We start from the raw sequence: 18,401 nt of genomic DNA, 5'->3' as shown, positions 1-18,401 counted from the left end.
CCCGTCCCCCGTCCCCCGACCACACAGAGAGGTGTCGTCGATGCGTCTGCTCGGACTTGCCTGCGGGCAGGAGGACGGCAGTGCCGAGGTACTGCTGAAGGCCGCGCTCACCGCGGCCGCGCGCGAAGGTACAGCCGTCGAGATGGTACGGCTGACCGACCTGTCCCTGGTCACCGCCGCCACCGCGGACGCCGGGGACGACGCGGCCTGGTTCTGCGACCGGCTGCTCGACGCGGACGGCGTGATTGTCAGCTCCCCCACTTACACCCGCAGCGCACCGGGCGCGTTGAAGCTCCTCATCGACCGCGCCTTCGGTCCACGCACGGACGTGGTCTTCGTCCGTGAGGCCCTCGCCTCCCGCGAACACGGCCCGGCCGAGCACGAGGAGACGCGCGGTCTTCTGGGCCTCGACACGGCCCCCGATCCGCGGGTCCTCAAGCCGCGCGTGGCCGGCTTCATCGCCGTGGGCGGCTGCCCGTCACCCCACTGGCGCACGCTGACGCTGCCCACTCTGCACGCCCTGGCCTTCCCCCTGCACATGGCCGTCGCCGACCAGATGGAAGTCCCCACCCCCGGCGGCCTGGGCGGCATAGCCACCGACCCGGCGGCTGTGCTGCGCGCCGAGCGGCTGGGCGGCGCGGTTGCCCGGCAGCTCGGCCTGCCCCACGACGAGGTCCGGTTCCTGGGGGAGCCCGGCACCTGCCCGATGTGCCACCTCGACCTGATCGTGCTGCGCGACGGCCGCGTCGAATGCGGCACCTGTGGGGCCGCGGGCCGTTTCGTCGTCGAGGACGGCGGCGTCCGGGTCGACTTCTCCCCCGCCGGCACCGCTTCCTCCGTCCACACCCTCACGGAGCTGGAGGAGCACTACCGGGAACTGCTGAGCACCGCCGCACTGGAGCCGGACCCCCAGGAGATCGACAAGCACGCCGCCGCGTTCCGCGACAGCGTCCCCGTCCTGCGCCCACCGCGGCCGTAGACCATCGTTCGCGGGCTCTCCACCGACGCCGGCGTGCCTTCGGCCGGGAGGTGCCCCCAGGTACGGAGATCCGTCAAGGCCGTTGCCTCGTGCGGCGTCGGGCGACCGGAACGGTCAGGGGGGCCGGGCCGGCCACCACGGTGTTGGAGACGGAGCCGATGCCCTCGACGGTGAGGGTGACCGTGTCGCCGGGCTTCAGGGGAGGCGGGGACTGCTCACCCCGTACACCCCACAGCTCGGCGAGGCAGCCGCCGTTTCCGCAGGTCCCGGAACCGAGGACGTCACCGGGGCGGACGACTGTGCCGCGCGAGGCGTAGGCGGCCATCTCCTCGAAGGTCCAGCTCATGTTGGACAGCAGATCCTCGCCCACGACCTCGCCGTTGATCTCGGCGGTGAGCGCCAGGCGCAGGAAGCCGTCCGCGTCGCGGTACTTCTCCAGCTCGTCGGCGGTGACCAGGTACGGCCCCAGCGTGGTGGCCGTGTCCTTGCCCTTGCAGGGGCCGAGGCCCACCTTCATCTCGGCGGACTGCAGGTCCCGTGCCGACCAGTCGTTGAAGACGGTGTAGCCGACGATGTGGTCGTGGGCCTGCTCGGGCGTGAGGTCGCGGCCCTCCTTTCCGATCACGGCGGCGACCTCCAGCTCGAAGTCGAGCACGCTCGACCCCGGTGGCATGGGGATGTCGTCGTGCGGCCCGTACATCGCGTAGGGGTTGCCGAAGTAGAACGTCGGGGCCGCGTACCACCGCTCCGGTACTCCGGCAGCCCCGTCCACGGACCGCCGTACGCCCTCGACGTGTTCCTCGAAGGTGACGAAGTCCCGCACGGTGGGCGGCTGGAGCGGGGGCAGGAGCCGTACCTCGCAGATGTGGGGGCCGGCCGGGACATCGAGGGCCGCGGAGCTCGCGTCGAGCAGTTCGGGCAGGCCGCCGCCCTGGGCCAGCAGGCCGGTCAGTGAGCTGACGCCGGGAAGAGGGAAGAGCGTGCCGTCCTCTTCGACGACGGCCACGTGGCGTCGGTTGCGGTACTCGTACGCGGCGAAACGCATGGCGGTTTCCTGTCGGCTGTCGACGTTCGAGGGGGGCGCGAAGGCCGGGGGCGCGGCGTGGGAGTCAGGGCATGACAGGGCCACCGCGCCCCCGGGGACCGGAGGGCTTCGCCGATCAGACCGGCGGGGCGACGAACACGCCGCGGTCGACGTCGTTGAAGGATTCCTTGGTGACCAGTTCGTTCATGGGGTTGGCGGTGCCCCACTGGTCGGTGACCTCGGGCTGGGAGAAGTCGTAGACGTGCGGGTGCCAGGTGTCCTCGTCCAGCAGCTCCAACTCCGTCGTGTACTCGACGGTGTTGCCGTGCGGGTCGAGGAAGTACGTGAAGGTGTTGTCGCCCGCCATGTGCCGGCCCGGCCCCCAGATCTTGCGGGCGCCGGAACGGATGACACGGCCGGAGCCGCGCATGTACTCGTCGATTCCGCGCATCTCGAAGGAGATGTGGTGCAGCGAGGTGTGCGGTCCCCTGGCGATGGCCATGGAGTGGTGCTGGTTGCTGATCCGCATGAAGTGCATGACGTCGCCGATGTGCGGATGGCCGAGCGTGTCGGACAGCCGGAAGCCGAGGTGCTCCTCGTACCACGCCTTGGTCTTGTCCAGATCCGGCGAGTTGAGCACGACGTGCGACAGCTTGACCGGGATCGACTCCTTCTCCTCGATCTTGCGGTGCTGCCGCACCTCGACGTCGGCCGAGACCTCGATGGTGCGGCCGTCGACATCGAAGAAGCGGAAGCCGTAACCGCCGCCGGGGGTTTCCACCTTGCCCGGCTGGGTGACCAGCTCGACACCCCCGGCGAGGAGTTGCTCGGCGAGCGTGTCCACGTCGGCCGGGCTCGCGGCACCGTAGGACACGAGGTCGAGGCGCTTCTCCTCGGCCTTGCGCAGCCGGACGACGTACTGCTCCGGGCTGCCCTCGGCGGCCAGGAAGGAGATGCCCGAGTCCTCGGCGACCTTGGTCAGGCCCCAGACTCCGGCGTAGAAGTCGAGTTGCTTGTGGTAGTCCGGCACGGCGAGGTCGACGTGGCGGAGGTGGGTGAGCAGGCGGTTGTTCATGGGGGGAGCTCCTCACGCGAGGTTGAGCAGAGCGGCGGCGTTTGCGCCGCGGAGGGAGTGGAAGTCGGTGTCGGGCAGGTCCGCGGCGCGCAGCGCGCCGAGCGGGTCGTCGGTGCCCATGTCGAAGGGGAAGTCGGAGCCGAGCAGGACCCGTTCCGGGCCGACCGCTCGCAGCAGCTCCTTCAGCACCTGGGGGTCGTGGACGAGGGAGTCGAAGTACAGCTGCTTCAGATAGCTGCTCGGTTCGCGCTCACAGCCCCGGGCGTCGGGACGGGCCCGCCAGGCGTGGTCGGAGCGGCCGAGGTGGGTGGGCAGGTAGCCGCCGCCGTGCGCCGCGATCAGCTTCAGGCCCGGGTGGCGGTCCAGGACGCCGGAGAAGATCAGGTGGGAGAGGGCGACGGCGTTCTCGGTGGGCTGGCCGACGGTGTTGGACAGGTACCACCGGTCCAGGCGCTCGTCGAGCGTGCAGCCGAACGGGTGCAGGAAGACCAGGGCGCCTGTCTCCTCCGCACGGGACCAGAGGGGTTCGTACGCCGTGTCCGACAGCTCGTGGCCGGGCGCGTGCGAGGAGATCTCCACTCCCCTCAGCCCCTGGTCCAGGGCGTGGTCGAGCAGGCCGACCGCGAGGCCGGGATGCTGGAGCGGGACCAGGCCCAGGCCGTGCAGGCGGTCGGGAGCCTTCGCACAGTGTGCGGCGGTGCCCTCGTTGGCCAGTCGGCAGACCGTCTCGGCCAGTCGGGGCTCGGCCCAGTAGTGGTAGTGGGACGGCGAGGGGCTGACCAGCTGAATGTCCACGCCCTGCGCGTCCATGGCCGTCAGGCGCGCCGTGGCGTCCGTCAGCTTCGGCACGCGCGCGCCGACCATCGGGCCGTTCACCGCCAGGGCCGCCGGGCCGTTGCGGCGCGCGTCGAGGGCGCGGGCCTCGGCGAGACCGGGATGGCCGGCGACGGCCTCCTCGACCTCCGGGAGCAGGACGTGTGCGTGGACGTCGATGGTCGGCGCGGAGGATGCGGTGGTGGTCACGGGCGCTCCTTGAGGAGGTTCATGGTGCGGCCGACCAGCCCGGCCATGTCGGCGTCACGCACACCGTCCAGCTGCCACTGGCCGATCTGCAGGGACGCCTCGACGACGGTGCGCACCCGGGGAATGCGGCGGTCGTGGTAGGCCTGGAGCAGCTTGTCGTCCCAGTCCCGGCCGTCGGCCACGGCCCCGCTGAGCAGCTCGGCGAGGACGAGGGCGTCCTCCAGGGACATGGCCGCGCCCTGGGCCATGGTGGGCGGGCAGCAGTGGGCGGCGTCGCCGATGAGCACGACCCGGCCCCGGTGCCAGGAGCCCTCGACCAGCAGGCGGTCGAACCAGGTGTAGTTGACCTTCTTCGGGTCGGTGATGTGCTCGGTGATCTCCGGCCAGACCCCGCCGTAGCTCTGCGCCAGGCGGCGCATCTCGTCGGCGTAGGTGGCCGGGTCGATGGAGGCGCGGTCGCGGCACCCTTCGACGACGAACGCGTAGATGGTGTTCTCGCTGGTGGGGCAGTAGCCGGCGATGTAGGCGGGGCCGCCGTAGGCGAGGTCGGTGCGCGTCACGCGCTCGGGCCGCGGGGCGGCGATGCGCCAGATGGCCATGCCGGTCGGCTCGGGTTTGTCCGTGATGCCGATCACGGCGCGGGTGGCGGAGTTGACTCCGTCGGCGCCGATCACCAGGTCGTAGCGGCCCTCGCTGCCGTCGCTGAAGCGCACCGACACGCCGTCGGCGTCCTGCTCCAGCGCTTCGGCGGTGGTGCCGAGGCGAACGTCGGCGCCGGAGGCGCGGACCGTGTCGATGAGGATCTGCTGCAACTGGGGGCGCTGCATGCCGAGGGTGGCGGGCAGGTCCTCGCCGCCGGTCTGGATGTCTTCGGCGACGAACAGGACGGTGCCGTCGGGGGTGGTCACGCCCAGCGAGCCGAAGGCGTATCCGGAGGCTTTCACCTGTTCCCACACGCCCAGTTCGCGCAGGACCCGCAGGGCGTTGCCCTGGAGGGTGATGCCGGAGCCGGTGGTGGCGTTCCAGTCCGGCTTGGCCTCGATCAGGTCGACGGCGATGCCGGCGCGGCGCAGCAGGATGGTGACGGCGTTGCCTGAGGCGCCCCCGCCGATGACCAGGACGGTGGGTGTGCCCCCGGCCGGAGGCTGGGAGAGAGTGCGGGTGTCAGCCATGTCGGGGATTCCTCCCGGGGTGGGGCCGCGCGACTTCGGGCGGCGGGGGCTGCGGCTCGCCCGCTGCGAGTGCGGGCCAGAGGTGGGGACGGATCACCCGGCGAAGCGGGTGAGCGGTGGGGGCCGGATGGTCCGCTGCTGTCCGGGAACGGCGCATCCGGCGGCAGTGCGGGCTACTTGACGGCGACCGGGTTGACCGGGGAGCCGACGGCTCCGGTGATGGGGAGGGGAGCGGCGGTGAGCCAGAACTCGTACACGCCGTCGTCGGCGCAGTCGGCGGCGAGTGCGTCGAGGTCCCACATCTCGCCGATCAGCAGGCCCATGTTGGGGATGACGACCTGGTGCAGCGGCTGGAAGGCGCCCTCGAACTCGTTGGGGCGGACCTCGAAACCCCAGGTGTCGGTGGCGATGGCGGCGATCTCGGTGCCGTGCAGCCAGCCGGCGGTGGTGAACGACAGGCCGGGCGCGGGGCCGCCCGCGTAGTCGCCCCAGCCGTCGCGGCGGGCGCGGGCGAGACGTCCGGTGCGGACGAGGACGATGTCACCGGTGCCGACGGTCACCCCATGGGCTTCAACCGTCTGCTCAAGGTGCTCCTCGGTGATGGCGAACCCGTCGGGCAGCTCTCCCCCGCCCGTGCCGACGACCAGGCCCACGTCGAGCAGCACGCCGCGTCCCGCGACGTACGGCGCCATGTGCTCGATGCCGGTGACAAGGTCTCCGTCGGAGGTGACCACCTGCTCGGCGGCCCGTCCGTTCCACGCCTTGCCGTGGTCGAAGATGTGCCCGAGGCCGTCCCACTGGGTGGAGCACTGCAACGGCATCGCGATCACGTCGTCCGCGCCGCCGAGGCCGTGCGGGAAACCCTGGTTGCCCAGCGCCGCGTCGGTCCCCGTGTCGAGCATGGTGTGCACCGGGTTGGTCCGCCGGCGCCAGCCCTTCTGCGGGCCGTTCATGTCGAACCGCTGGGCCAGCGAGAAGCTCACGCCGCGGCGCACGAGCGCCGCGCCCTCGCGCCGCTTGGCCTCGTCGAGGAAGTTCAGTGTGCCGAGCACATCGTCCTCACCCCAACGGCCCCAGTTGGAGTACGCCTTGGCGGCCTCGGCTATCGCGCCCTCCGGGTCGCGGCGGTCCAGGCTCATGCCGTTCCCTCCGCGACACAGCGGGTGCGCTGCACGCCCAGACCGGTGATGGAACCCTCCATGACGTCGCCGCCCTGCAGCAGGCGTCCCCAGTGGATGCCGTTGCCGGCCGGACTGCCGGTCAACACCAGGTCACCGGGCAGGAGTCGAGCCGTCTGCGAGGCGTACGACACCAACCGGGCGACTCCGAAGAGCATGTCCTTGGTGGACTCGTCCTGCATGGTCTCGCCGTTCAGCTTGAGCGTGACCCGCAGGTCACCGGTGTCCGCGATCGACTCCGCAGGTACGAGCCAGGGGCCGAGCGGGGTGAAGCCGGGGGCGTTCTTGCAGCGCAGCCAGTCGGTGCCGATGGCCTTCATGTCCCTGCGGAAAACGGTGGCGCGGTCGGTGAGGTCGTTGGCGATGGTGTACCCGGCGACGTACTCCAGGGCCTCCTCGACCGTCACCCGGTAGGCCGGCTTGGCGATGACGGCCGCCAACTCCAACTCCCAGTCCGGCTGTTCGGCCCAGGCGGGCAGGACGACATCGTCGTAGGGGCCCGTGATCGCGCTGGGCAGGCCGATGAACACGTAGGGCAGGTCCTCGGCGGCCCGGCGGTCCATGACCGCGGCGATCTCCGCTCGTGCCTCCTCGACGGTGCGAGGGTCGTCGGGGGAACGGTGGGCGACCTCCAGGTCGATCACGTGCTGCCGGTAGTTGGCGCCGGACTGAAAGATCTGCCGCGGCTCGACGGGGGCGTGCACGCGCAGGCCCTCCAGGGGCAGCCGGCCGAGGGCGTCGTCGTCCGCCAGGGTGCGCAGGACGGGGAGGGTCTCCTCCCACCGCTCCAGGACTGCGCGCAGATCCGACGGTGCCCAGTCCAGGGCGCTGCGCAGATCGAGTACCCGGTCATGGGCCAGGAGGCCGGGAAAGGACTCCCCGTCCTGAGCGGAGAACGTGCCGAGCGCGAACGGGCCGGCTGATTGCGCGAGCATTGCCATCGGATTTCCTCCTGCGGGGTTGGGGTCTACTGTGACCTCGATCGGCCAATCACGGAAATTAATTCTGTGGATGTGTCGAATCCACGTCATGGATGACTCTCGTTGCTAGGTGGCCTGCCGGTGAACCTGTCCCGACTCGACCTCAATCTGGTCCTCGCCCTTCGCGCGCTGCTGGAGGAGCGCAATGTCACCCGGGCCGGCGAGCGCATCGGCCTCAGCCAGCCGGCCATGAGCGCCGCGCTGTCCCGGCTGCGCCGCCATTTCGACGACGAATTGCTCGCCCGCACCGGCAACGCCTATGAGCTGACTCCGCTCGGCGCCGCCCTGCGCGACCGCAGCGCCACCGCGTGCGACCTGCTGGAGCGGGTCTTCTCCAGCCAGGCCGACTTCGACCCGGCGTCGGAGTCACGTGAGTTCACCCTGCTCGCCTCCGACTACGGGGCGGCCGTGTTCGGTGCCGCACTCGCCCGCACCCTGCACGAGGAGGCGCCCGGCATCCGGCTCACCTTCCAGCACCCGGCACCGTCCGTGGTGGAGAACACCGCAGCGGTGCTGAGCACCGTCGACGGACTGCTGATGCCGCACGGCGTCATCGACGGCTTGCCCGCCGTCGACCTCCACCAGGACCGCTGGCTGTTCCTGGTCGCCGACGATCACCCCGAGATCGGTGACGAACTCTCCCTGGACCAGCTGGGGCGTCTGCCGTGGGCCGTCTACCAGCGTCCCTACGACGCCCCGGCCGCCCGCCAGCTCAGCATGATAGGGATCAGCCCCCAGGTGGAAGTGTCCGTGCAGACCTTTCAGCTGCTGCCCCTCATGGTCGAGGGCACCCGCCGGATCGCGATGATCCAGGAGCGCCTGGCGCGCAAGGCGGTCCGATCGGCCGCGGTGCGCGTCCTGCCCTGCCCCTTCGAGGCGGTACCGGTGCGGGAGGCGATGTGGTGGCACCCGGTGCACGCTCAGGACGCGGGCCACATCTGGCTGCGGCAGAAGGCCGCGGAAGTGGGCGCGACACTGACGGGCAACGGCTACGGCAAGGGCAAGGACCCGGGGAAGGCCGTGCCCGGCGACCGGAGCGCGTGACTGCCGCCGGGTCGGCTCCGACCGGGCCCCGCGGCAGCTCGTGATCGACGCGCTCTCGGCGGCCTTCCCGCCCACCCTCAGGCCAACTGCTCCGGCAACGGCCGGGGATCGACGGCGTCCACCCGGCGGCGGGCCGCCCACAGCCCCGCCGCGACGAGAGCGGCGGCCAGCCCCAGCACGCCCACCGCACCGGCGAGAGTGCCGACCGCGGACTCCCCGGCGAGCAGCACCAGCGGGCAGATGAACTCACCGCCGAAGAAGGCCGCCGTCCACAACCCCGTCCCACGGCCGCGGTCCTCGAACGCCAGGCGGGACATGGCACTGGTGAGAAGGGCGGGCAGCAGCATGCCGGTGCCCACACAGTTGACGACCGCTCCGATGACCAGCAGCGGGGCATTGCCCGCGAGGAACATCACCCCGAAGCCGACCGCGCAGACCGCGAAGACGGCGGGCAGCATCGGGTCAGGAGACCGCTTCAGCCGGGCGAAGGTGACCGCTCCGCCCACGGTCGCGGCACTGGCGATCGCAGTGGCCAGTCCGATCACGCCGGTGTTCTCCACCCCGAGGTCGTCGAGCAGGTACGACATCTCCACCGGGACGGTGTAGAAGACCATCGCCCCGAAGAAGGTGAGGGCACAGATGCCGCCCAACTGCCGCCAGGGGAACGAGCGGCGGGCCTCCGTCCCGGCCCCGGTCTCCTCGCCGTCCGCACGGGCCGACGGGCTGGGCAGGGCGATCGCCATCAGCGGGGCGAGCACCAGGCTCACGGCGTAGACCCAGAAGGGCACGCGCCAGCCCGCCGATCCGGCGGCGCCGCCGAGCACGAAGAAGACGGTGGCCGACGCGGAGGCGCACATGGTCTGCAGGGCGAGGTACTTCACCCGCCGGTGACCGCTGTAGTAGTCGCCGATGAGAGTCGTGCAGCAGGTCATGATCGCGGCCTCGGCGACTCCGACCAGGGCGCGGCTGGCGATGATGCCGCCCAGCGACTCCAGCCACAGCGGTGCCGTGCCGAACAGCGCGTACAGGACGGTCGCCATGACCAGCAGGCGCTTGCGGCCCACCCGATCCACGATCACCCCGGCGAACGGCGCCAGCAGCGCCAGCGCCAGCGCCGGGACGGTCAGCGCGAGGGGCACCAGCGCCTTGGCCCCCGGGACCGACGCGAAGTGGTCCTGCATCTTCGGCAGTACCGGGGCGATCAGCACCGCCCCCAGGATCGGCAGACAGCTGCCCGCCATCAGAAGGGTCACCCGCAGCAGATGGGCCGGACCCGAGACGGCGACGGCTGACGCAGGGGTGGCATCGACCGCCGTGCGAGGCGGCGGGGGCACGGAACCGGGCATGGCGACTCCAGGGGACGGTAGAGGGAGTGGGCATGCCTCACGGGCGCCGACCGCGCACGGCATGCTGGGGACGCTCGCACGCCGGCGGCATCCGGACAGCGGCGTGCGGTAGCGACGACTATGGGGGCGCCGACGCGCCGGTGCCATCCCCCGCGCGATCCGAATCCCGTATCCGGGTCATCCACGCTGTGGATGGGACGGGCAACCGTCACACAGACGGAAGACGTGCACGACCGTCCCTGCGCGCGAACAGCGGTGCCCCGGAGCCCGGTCGTCCCTGGCTCCGGGACACCGCCGACCGGCGGCAGCCGGCACGTCGCGCACGCCGGGCTGCGTCAGCGGACAGGCAGCGGCAGGACGCGCCGGCAGGCGGCGACGGCCACGACCGCGACCACCACATGCATCACCATCAGCGCGGCGACGGCCGACGGCGCACTGCCGGGCGTACCGCCACCGAGCAGGGACAGGTCGGGCCCGAAGGACACGACCACGAGCGCGGGCACCAGCCACCGCAGCAGCCCCGCCGGGTTCTTGGCGACACGACGGACGACCGCCCAGCCCATGGCGCCGAGGACGACGCCGAACACCGTCAGCGGCCCGTACGCGGAGAGGTGCAGCGGAGCGAATTCGCCCGACGCCCCCGCCGCGCGGGCGAGCAACGCGACCACCACGTTTCCGAGGACGGCCACGACAGCCGCCGCGAGAAGCCCCGCGACCACCATCAGGCCGCGGGAGCGCGGCGCGGGTGGCGCGGACGACACGGCTTCGGGAACGGAACCCGACATGGGGACCTCCTGTGGAGAGCTCAAGAACGACAGGTGCAGCACCGGAAGGGCGGACGTTTGATTCCTCAAACATGCGGCAGGCTACTCCGAAGTGTTTGATCAGGCAAACACTTCGGGTTAAGGTGGCCACCATGACATCCCCCCGGTGGCTCACTCCCGAAGAGCTGCGAGCCTGGATCAACTACCTCGACTGCTCGACGCTGCTGAACGACTACCTCGATCAGCAGTTGCGGCGCGACGCGGCCATGACACACGCGGACTACAGCCTCCTGGCCCGCCTGTCCGTGGCACCCGGCCACGCCCTGGGGATGTCCTTGCTCGCCGAGCAGTTGAAGTTCACCCGCAGCCGCCTCACGCGCGCGGTGATCCGCCTGGAGGAGTCGGGCTACGTGCGGCGCCGGGAGGACCCGGCCGACGGACGCGGACAGCTGGCCGAACTCACCGATGCCGGAATGGAGTTGATGACCAAGGCCGCCCCCGGCCATGTTGCTGCCGTACGCCGCGTGGTGTTCGACGCCCTCAGTCCCGAACAGGTGGAGCAACTCGCCGCCATCACCGCCACCGTGGTCGCCTCCCTCAAGCAGGCCGGCGAGGAGGACGCCTACCCGGCGGCCCTGCCGTGGCATCGCCGCTGACTCCGAGAACCTCTAAGTCCGACAACCATCCCAGGCGGCCACGAGGCCACCTGCCCATGCCCGTTCGGGAGGACGCCATGCGCGTCGCGATCACCGGGTCCACCGGACTCATCGGATCCGCCCTCACCCACTCGCTCCTCACCGACGGCCACCAGGTCGTCCGCCTCGTCCGCGACCGGTCGGCGAGCCCTGCGGGAGACGGAACCGAGGCGGCGCACTGGGATCCGGTCGGAGGCCACATCCAGCCCGGTGCGCTGGACACTGTGGACGCCGTCGTGCACCTGGCCGGCGCCGGGGTCGGAGACAAGCGCTGGAGCGCCGCGTACAAGGAGGAGATCCGCCGCAGCCGCGTACGGGGAACCCGGACCATCGCGCGGGCGTGCGCCGCATCGTCCACACCGCCCCGCGTCCTTGTCTCCGCGTCCGCGACTGGTTACTACGGCGACACCGGTGACCGGACCATCGAGGAGAGCGCGCCACCCGGGGACGACTTCCTGGCTGCCGTCTGCGTCGACTGGGAGGACGCCGCAGACGCTGCCCGAGAGGCGGGCATCCGGGTGGTGCACCCCCGCACCGGCCTGGTGGTCTCCGCCGCAGGCGGCGCCTTCGGCAGGCTCTTCCCGCTCTTCCGCTTCGGCCTGGGCGGCCGGCTCGGCTCCGGCGACCAGTACTGGCCGTTCGTCTCGTTGACCGACCACATCAGGGCACTGCGCTTCGCGATCGACGACGACACGCTCACAGGCCCCGTCAACTTCACAGCCCCCGAACCACTGACGAACCGCGAGATCACGCGAGCGATGGGCCGCGCCCTTCATCGCCCGACGATCGCCTCCGTCCCTGCCTTCGCCCTCAGAGCGGCGCTCGGCGAGTTCACGACGGGCATCACAGGCAGTTGCCGCGCCGTGCCTGCGGCCCTGAACAAGGCGGGCTTCACCTTCGGCCACCCCACGATCGACGAGGCACTCCGCTCCGCTCTCCACACGAGCTGACAGGCAGGGACACCCGTGCCCTGTCGTCTTGGGTTGGGCGGCCCCGTTCACCGGGCTGAGCCTGCGCCGTTCGGCAAGGTGATCCCCGCGTTGCGGTGCGAGGGGCGGATCCGGTGAGCAAGGGCCGGCCGCGGAGCCCGCCGTCGTAGCCCGCGAGGGGCCTCGGTGAAGCGGGCACCAGCGGCAGTGAGGGGTCCGCGTCTTCGGCGGCGTGGTCAGGTGGCTCTGGTCACAGCTCCTGACTCACGACGGCTCCTTCGACGGGAGGGCGGTGGGGGTCGGGGTGTCCGGGGCCAGTACTCCCTCGGCTCGCAACTCGTCCCACACCGTGGCGGGGACCGTGCGCCGCAGCTGGTCCACGGTGTCGCGGACCTCCTCGGCGGAGCGTGCCCCGGTCAGGACGCTCGCCACCGCCCGGTGGCCGAACGGGAAGTGCAGGGCCGCGGCGCGCAGCGGCACACCGTGGTGTCCGGCGATCTTCTTCAGCCGCAGGGCGCGGTCCAGGACGGACCGCGGGGCGGGCGCGTAGTCGTACGTCGCCCCGGGCCTGGGGTCGGTCAGCAGCCCGGAGTTGAACACCCCGCCGATGATCACGCTCCGGCCCCGGGCGGCGGCCTCGGGAAGCAGTTCGTCGAGGCCCTCCTGTTCGAGGAGGGTGTAGCGGCCGGCCAGCAGCACCACGTCGATGTCGGTCTCGCGCAGGAAGCGGGCAGGCAGTGCGCACTGGTTCGTTCCGATGCCGATGGCACCCACGACGCCTTCGGCGCGCAGCCGCTCCAGCGCCGGATACGCCTCGGTGAGGGCTTGGCGGGCGTGGTCGTCGGGGTCGTGCAGCAGCACGATGTCGACGCGGTCAAGGGCGAGGCGGTTCAGGCTCGCCTCCAGGGAGCGCAGCACTCCTTCGGCGCTGAAGTCCCAGACCCGGCGTTGGGTGTCGCTGACTGCGAAGCCGTGCGCGAGGTCGTCCCCCCGGCCGCCCTGCGGGTTCGGTTCCAGGAGCCGCCCGACCTTGGTGGACACGGTGTACGCGTCCCGGGGGCGGTCGCACAGTGCGGTGCCCAGGCGGCGCTCGGAGAGGCCGAGACCGTAGTGGGGGGCCGTGTCGAAGGTGCGGATCCCGGCGTCCCAGGCGGCGTCCACGGCGGCGAAGGCCGATTCGGCGGAGACCGGGCGGAAGAGGTTGCCGATGCCCGCGGCCCCGAACGACAGCTCGGTGACCCGGACATCGGTGCCTCCCAGTGTGGCCGTCCTCATGAACCGGCCGCCGGGCGGAGCCTGAGGCCCTGCATTCCGCCGTCGACGGCGAGGGCGGTGCCGGTGACGGAGGCGGCGGCCGGAGACGCCAGGTAGACGATGGCGGCGGCGATCTCGTCGGCGGTGACCAGGCGGCCCATGGGCTGGCGGGCGTTGAGGGCGGCGCGCTCCGCTTCGGGGTCGTCGGCGGCGTCGAGGAGGCGGCCGACCCAGGGGGTGTCGGCGGTGCCCGGGTTGACGCAGTTGACGCGGATGCCCTCGCGGACGTGGTCGGCGGCCATGGCCAGGGTGAGTGAGAGGACGGCGCCCTTGCTGGCGGAGTACAGGGCGCGCTGGGGCAGGCCGGCGGTGGCGGCGACGGAGCAGGTGTTGACGATGCTCGCGTGGGAGGAGGCACGCAGGTGGGGCAGGGCCGCGCGGGTCGTGCGGACCATGCCGAGGACGTTGACGTCCAGGACGCGGTGCCACTGTTCGTCGGAGTTGTCCTCGACGGTGCCGAGAGCTCCGACGCCGGCGTTGTTGACGACGATGTCCAGCCCGCCGAGCCGCTCGGCCGCTTGCTCCACGGCACCGCGGACCGAGGTGTCGTCGCCGACGTCGGCCCTGAAGGCACGCAGCGGCTCGGGCACCCCGGTCGGTTCGAGGTCGAGCACGGCCACCGCCGCGCCCCGCTCCGCCAGGGCTCGGGCGGTGGCCAGCCCGATGCCGGACGCGCCCCCGGTGACGAGGGCCCTGAGACCTGACAGACCGGTCATGAGGCACCTTCCCGCTGCGTGCGGTCTGCGGTCCAGAAGGCTCCGTCGGGGAAGTCGTACGCGGCGATGGACTCCTCGCGCATGGTCGCGGAGAAACCCGGGGTCAGGGGGGCGGCGTAGTGGCCCTCGCGCATCACCACGGGGGCGGTGAAGTGCTCGTGGAGGTGGTCGACGTACTCGATGACCCGGTTCTCGGTGGTGCCGGAGAGCGTGAGGTAGTCGAACATGGACAGGTGCTGGACGAGTTCGCACAGGCCCACGCCGCCGGCGTGCGGGCAGACCGGGATGCCGAACTTGGCGGCGAGCAGCAGGATCGCCAGGTTCTCGTTGACGCCGCCGACGCGGGAGGCGTCGATCTGGAGGACGTCGATGGCCTCGGCCTGGAGGAGCTGTTTGAAGACGATGCGGTTCTGGACGTGTTCGCCGGTGGCGACCTTCACCGGGGCGACGCCACGGCGCACGGCGGCGTGGCCGAGGATGTCGTCGGGGCTGGTCGGCTCCTCGATCCAGTAGGGGTCGAAGTCGGCGAGGGCACGGGTCCATTCGATCGCCTCGCCGACGTTCCAGCGCTGGTTGGCGTCGATGGCGATGCGGATGCCGTCGCCGACGGCGGCGCGGGCGGTGCGCATCCGGCGGACGTCGTCGGCGAGGTCGGCGCCGACCTTCAGCTTGATCTGGGTGAAGCCGTCGGCGACGGCCTGCTTGGCCAGCCGGGTGAGCTTCTCGTCGGGGTAGCCGAGCCAGCCGGGTGAGGTGGTGTAGCCGGGGTAGCCACGCTCCAGCAGCACGGCCTCGCGCTCCGCGAGCCCGGCGCGGCCCTCGCGCAGCAGCCGGAGGGCTTCCCCGGGGGTGAGGACGTCGGCGATGTAGCGGAAGTCGACCTGGGAGACCAGCCACTCCGGCTCCGCGTGGGCCAGCAGCCGCCACAACGGCTGCCCGGCGCGCTTGGCCGCCAGGTCCCAGACGGCGTTGACGACGGCGCCGATCGCCATGTGCATCACGCCCTTCTCGGGGCCGAGCCAGCGCAGCTGGCTGTCGCCGATCAGGTCGCGGTTGACGGAGCCGGGGTCCGCGCACAGCTCCTCGACCGAGCGACCGACGAGGTGGGGCCGCAGAGCGCCGATGGCAGCGACCTGGACGTCGTTGCCGCGGCCGATGGTGAAGGTGAAGCCGTGGCCTTCCAGACCGTCGCAGGCGTCCGTGCGCAGCACGACGTAGGCGGCGGAGTAGTCGGGGTCCGGGTTCATGGCGTCCGACCCGTCCAGCTCCCGTGAGGTGGGGAACCGGACGTCGTAGGTGTCGACCGCGGTGATCCGGGCGTGGGTTGCAGTCAAGGGGGTGCCTTTCACGCTTGGCCGAAGGTCTGGCGCTGGCTCCCGAGCCCGTCGATCTCCAACTCGACGGTGTCACCCGGGCGGAGATAGGGGGTGCCGGGCAGGCCGAGGGCGACGCCGGCGGGCGTACCGGTGTTGATCACATCGCCGGGCTGAAGGACCATGTACCGGCTGAGGTAGGCGACGATCTCGTGGACCGGGAAGATCATGTCGCGGGTGTGCCCGTGCTGGCGCTCGACGCCGTTGACGGTCAGTCGCAGCCCGAGTTCCTGCGGGTCGCCGACCTCGTCGGCGGTGACCAGCCACGGCCCCATCGGGTTGAAGGTCTCGCAGGACTTGCCGAGGTCCCACTGCGAGGAGTACTCCAGCTGGAACTCGCGCTCGGAGACGTCATGGCTGACCACGTATCCGGCGATCACCTCGGCCGCCTCCTCGGGGCCCTCCAGGTAACGGGCCCGCCGGCCGATGACGACCCCCAGCTCGACCTCCCAGTCGGTCTTGACCGAGCCGCGCGGGATCAGCACCTCGTCGTACGGGCCCACGACCGTGCTCGGATCCTTCATGAAGACCACGGGGCGGGGCGGGATCGCGGCGCCGGTCTCGGCGGCGTGGTCGCGGTAGTTGAGTCCGACGCAGATCACCTTGCCGGGGCGGGCGAGCGGGGCGCCGATCCGCAGCCCGTGGGGGGCGAGTTCAGGCAGCCGTCCCGCCTCGACCGCCGCACGGGCCCGGTCGAGACCGTCCGAGGCGAGGAACGCGCCATCGACGTCGGAGGCCACGGACGACAGATCCAGCAGCCTGCCATCGTCCGTACGGACAGCAGGCCGCTCTTCGCCGGGGAGGCCGACTCGCAGCAGTTTCACTGGTACTTCCCTTGCCATAGGCGAGTTCACGGAGGGGGTGACAGTCGGTCGTACGGGCCGCTGCCGCCGACTGCCGCCCGAGCAGGCCGTGCGGAGAGTTTCAACACGAGCCCCTGAATCATCCGATGTATGGCAGCAGCGAGACTGTAAGCGCACGGAATCGCGAAGGGCAACCAATTCCTCGGATGTATTTTCCCTGCCATCGGCCTTCCTCCCGCGCGAAGTGGCTTCATGTGGCACTACCCTCGGCCGTCGGGGTGGCGTGCGTGGTTTTCCTCCGATGAATCAGGGGGTGGTCGCATCGGCGGACCCCGCTGCTGGAAACCTGGGCCGCAGGCACTCAGGGACGGCCGGAGCGGTGTGGCGGCGGCCGGGCACACCACTTCCCGCGAGGCGCCGACTCGGCGACGCGATGGTCCGTTGCCGAATCGTGAGTCTCGGTCCTGCTCTCCCACCTGATCGAGCAACTGGACGAAACCCCAGTTCACAAGGGAACGCACCGAACCGACGACGTCTTCAGGCCTGGCTGCCGGGTCCCCTTTCCGTCCTGCGGCGCCAATCTGCGGCAACGACCTCTTGTCAACGTCGGCAACGCCGTCGTAACGTCCTCGACGTCCGAGATACATCGGAGGAATATCCCCGGCGTTGGCCCTGTGTCGTTCAGGTCGGCCAGGACCGCCGCCGGGCCTCCGTCTCGGACGTGTCTGCCCCTCGACTCCCCTCCTCTTCGGGCGCGGTCCCGCACTGCCTGTGCCGGGTCGCCTGTGCCCGGCCCGCGGTCTCGCCCCCCTTCGGCAGGCGAGTACGCCTCCCTCTCATCGCTGCCTCGCGGTCCTCCGCCCCGTCAAAGGAGACAACACGGCCATGAAGCTCGCTCGCACCCGCTCCACCGCCACAGCGGCCTGCGTACTCGCCGCCCTCACCCTCCTCACCGCGTGCAACCGCGACAGCTCCTCCGGGTCCGCCGCCTCGGCCGGTGACAAGCCCGCCATCGGGATCGACCTGCCCCGCTCCGACTCCGACTTCTGGAACTCCTACGCCGAGTACCTGAAGAAGGACATCAAGTCCGAGGACATCAACGCCCTGCCGCTCAGCAACTCGCAGAACGACGTCACCAAGCTGGTCGCCAATGTGCAGGTGTTCCAGAACACGGGCGCCAAGGCCGTCGTGATGGCCCCCCAGGACACGGGGGCCATCGCCTCCACCCTCGACACCCTCGCGTCGAAGAAGATCCCGGTGGTCAGCGTCGACACCAGACCCGACAAGGGCGACGTCTACATGGTGGTGCGCGCCGACAACCGGGCGTACGGCACCAAGGCGTGCGAGTTCCTCGGCGAGCAGCTGGGCGGCAAGGGCAAGGTCGCCGAGTTGCAGGGCGCGCTGGACTCGATCAACGGCCGGGACCGCTCCGAGGCGTTCGCACAGTGCATGAAGACCAAGTTCCCGAAGATCAAGGTCTTCGAGCTGCCCACCGACTGGAAGGGCGACGTCGCCTCCGCCAAGCTGCAGAGCCTGCTCGCCCAGCACCCCGACCTGGGCGGCATCTACATGCAGGCCGGCGGCGTCTTCCTGCAGCCCACCCTGGCCCTGCTGGAGCAGAAGGGTCTGCTGAAGCCGGCCGGCGAGAAGGGTCACATCTCGATCGTCTCCAACGACGGCATTCCGCAGGAGTTCGAGGCGATCCGCAAGGGCCAGATCGACGCGACCGTCTCCCAGCCCGCCGACCTGTACGCCAAGTACGCGCTGTACTACGCCGAGGCGGCGGCCGAGGGCAAGACGTTCAAGCCCGGCCCGACCGATCACGATTCCACGATCATCGAGATCCCGGGCGGCCTGGAGGACCAGCTCCCCGCGCCCCTGGTGACCAAGGACAACGTGGACGACAAGACCCTGTGGGGCAACACCGTCGGCTGACGACCGGCAGCCGCCGACCACGGCCGGGGGACCTCGTCTCCCCTCCCCCGG

Annotated in this window: 17 protein-coding genes; 5 read left to right on the top strand and 12 right to left on the bottom strand. The window is 71.1% G+C overall.

The window, feature by feature from the left end:
• The first annotated feature begins 40 nt into the window (after positions 1–40).
• The gene (locus tag GTY56_RS22045) at positions 41–979 is read left to right on the top strand and encodes an NAD(P)H-dependent oxidoreductase (RefSeq protein ID WP_161365609.1); all 939 of its coding nucleotides are present in this window, start codon (positions 41–43) and stop codon (positions 977–979) included.
• Positions 980–1,052: 73 nt separating this feature from the next.
• Here the strand turns inward: GTY56_RS22045 and GTY56_RS22040 are convergent, their stop codons facing one another.
• The 6 genes from GTY56_RS22040 to GTY56_RS22015 form a co-directional block, all read right to left on the bottom strand.
• On the bottom strand, positions 1,053–2,024 hold the full coding sequence (locus GTY56_RS22040) for a fumarylacetoacetate hydrolase family protein (RefSeq protein WP_161365607.1): 972 nt from the start codon (positions 2,022–2,024) through the stop codon (positions 1,053–1,055).
• A gap of 115 nt (positions 2,025–2,139) precedes the next feature.
• Complete coding sequence (locus GTY56_RS22035; protein ID WP_161365606.1) at positions 2,140–3,078, bottom strand: VOC family protein; 939 nt, start codon at positions 3,076–3,078, stop codon at positions 2,140–2,142.
• A 12-nt stretch (positions 3,079–3,090) separates the two neighbouring features.
• Positions 3,091–4,101, bottom strand: a complete 1,011-nt coding sequence (locus GTY56_RS22030) for an amidohydrolase family protein (RefSeq protein ID WP_161365604.1) — start codon at positions 4,099–4,101, stop codon at positions 3,091–3,093.
• The gene (locus tag GTY56_RS22025; protein WP_161365602.1) at positions 4,098–5,273 is read right to left on the bottom strand and encodes an FAD-dependent oxidoreductase; all 1,176 of its coding nucleotides are present in this window, start codon (positions 5,271–5,273) and stop codon (positions 4,098–4,100) included. The genes GTY56_RS22030 and GTY56_RS22025 overlap by 4 nt, the downstream gene beginning before the upstream one ends.
• Positions 5,274–5,446: 173 nt before the next feature.
• Positions 5,447–6,412: a cyclase family protein gene (locus GTY56_RS22020; RefSeq protein WP_161365600.1), complete on the bottom strand. Its 966-nt coding sequence runs from the start codon at positions 6,410–6,412 to the stop codon at positions 5,447–5,449.
• On the bottom strand, positions 6,409–7,392 hold the full coding sequence (locus GTY56_RS22015) for a fumarylacetoacetate hydrolase family protein (protein ID WP_202510117.1): 984 nt from the start codon (positions 7,390–7,392) through the stop codon (positions 6,409–6,411). Before GTY56_RS22015 ends, GTY56_RS22020 begins: the two co-directional genes overlap by 4 nt.
• A 120-nt stretch (positions 7,393–7,512) precedes the next feature.
• On the opposite strand from GTY56_RS22015, the gene GTY56_RS22010 reads away from it, so the two are divergent.
• Positions 7,513–8,475, top strand: coding sequence for a LysR family transcriptional regulator (locus GTY56_RS22010; RefSeq protein ID WP_161365599.1), 963 nt, complete (start codon positions 7,513–7,515; stop codon positions 8,473–8,475).
• Positions 8,476–8,552: 77 nt separating this feature from the next.
• Here GTY56_RS22010 and GTY56_RS22005 read toward each other — a convergent pair whose 3' ends face one another.
• Together GTY56_RS22005 and GTY56_RS22000 are read right to left on the bottom strand one after the other, a co-directional pair.
• A complete protein-coding gene (locus GTY56_RS22005) occupies positions 8,553–9,821 on the bottom strand; it encodes an MFS transporter (protein WP_161365597.1) in 1,269 nt (422 codons plus the stop codon).
• Between the two features lie 335 nt (positions 9,822–10,156).
• On the bottom strand, positions 10,157–10,606 hold the full coding sequence (locus tag GTY56_RS22000; RefSeq protein WP_161365595.1) for a DUF6069 family protein: 450 nt from the start codon (positions 10,604–10,606) through the stop codon (positions 10,157–10,159).
• Positions 10,607–10,737: 131 nt separating this feature from the next.
• Here GTY56_RS22000 and GTY56_RS21995 point away from each other — a divergent pair, with 131 nt between their 5' ends.
• Positions 10,738–11,241 carry a MarR family winged helix-turn-helix transcriptional regulator gene (locus GTY56_RS21995; RefSeq protein ID WP_161365593.1) on the top strand — a complete coding sequence of 168 codons (504 nt, stop codon included), beginning with the start codon at positions 10,738–10,740 and terminating at the stop codon, positions 11,239–11,241.
• Positions 11,242–11,318: 77 nt separating this feature from the next.
• Positions 11,319–12,230, top strand: coding sequence for a TIGR01777 family oxidoreductase (locus tag GTY56_RS21990; RefSeq protein ID WP_161365590.1), 912 nt, complete (start codon positions 11,319–11,321; stop codon positions 12,228–12,230).
• A gap of 243 nt (positions 12,231–12,473) precedes the next feature.
• On the opposite strand, the gene GTY56_RS21985 is transcribed toward GTY56_RS21990, so the two are convergent.
• Genes GTY56_RS21985 through GTY56_RS21970 form a run of 4 tightly spaced genes read right to left on the bottom strand, consistent with a single transcriptional unit; the run spans position 12,474 to position 16,436 of the window.
• Entirely contained in the window at positions 12,474–13,484 is a 1,011-nt protein-coding gene (locus GTY56_RS21985) for an aldo/keto reductase (RefSeq protein WP_161365588.1), read from the bottom strand.
• On the bottom strand, positions 13,481–14,239 hold the full coding sequence (locus tag GTY56_RS21980; protein WP_161365586.1) for an SDR family NAD(P)-dependent oxidoreductase: 759 nt from the start codon (positions 14,237–14,239) through the stop codon (positions 13,481–13,483). The genes GTY56_RS21985 and GTY56_RS21980 overlap by 4 nt, the downstream gene beginning before the upstream one ends.
• Positions 14,236–15,573 carry an L-fuconate dehydratase gene (locus GTY56_RS21975; protein WP_161365584.1) on the bottom strand — a complete coding sequence of 446 codons (1,338 nt, stop codon included), beginning with the start codon at positions 15,571–15,573 and terminating at the stop codon, positions 14,236–14,238. The genes GTY56_RS21980 and GTY56_RS21975 overlap by 4 nt, the downstream gene beginning before the upstream one ends.
• 11 nt (positions 15,574–15,584) lie before the next feature.
• A complete protein-coding gene (locus tag GTY56_RS21970) occupies positions 15,585–16,436 on the bottom strand; it encodes a fumarylacetoacetate hydrolase family protein (RefSeq protein ID WP_161365582.1) in 852 nt (283 codons plus the stop codon).
• An 864-nt stretch (positions 16,437–17,300) separates the two neighbouring features.
• Between GTY56_RS21970 and GTY56_RS21965 the strand changes: the two genes are divergently transcribed.
• Positions 17,301–18,350, top strand: coding sequence for a sugar ABC transporter substrate-binding protein (locus tag GTY56_RS21965; RefSeq protein WP_161365580.1), 1,050 nt, complete (start codon positions 17,301–17,303; stop codon positions 18,348–18,350).
• Positions 18,351–18,401: the final 51 nt, after the last annotated feature.

Source organism: Streptomyces sp. SID5643, assembly GCF_009872555.1.
In the GTDB taxonomy this organism is placed as follows: Bacteria; Actinomycetota; Actinomycetes; order Streptomycetales; family Streptomycetaceae; genus Streptomyces; species Streptomyces iakyrus.
The sequence above is the reverse complement of the archived record's forward strand: the minus strand, read 5'-3'. Positions and strand labels throughout refer to the sequence as shown.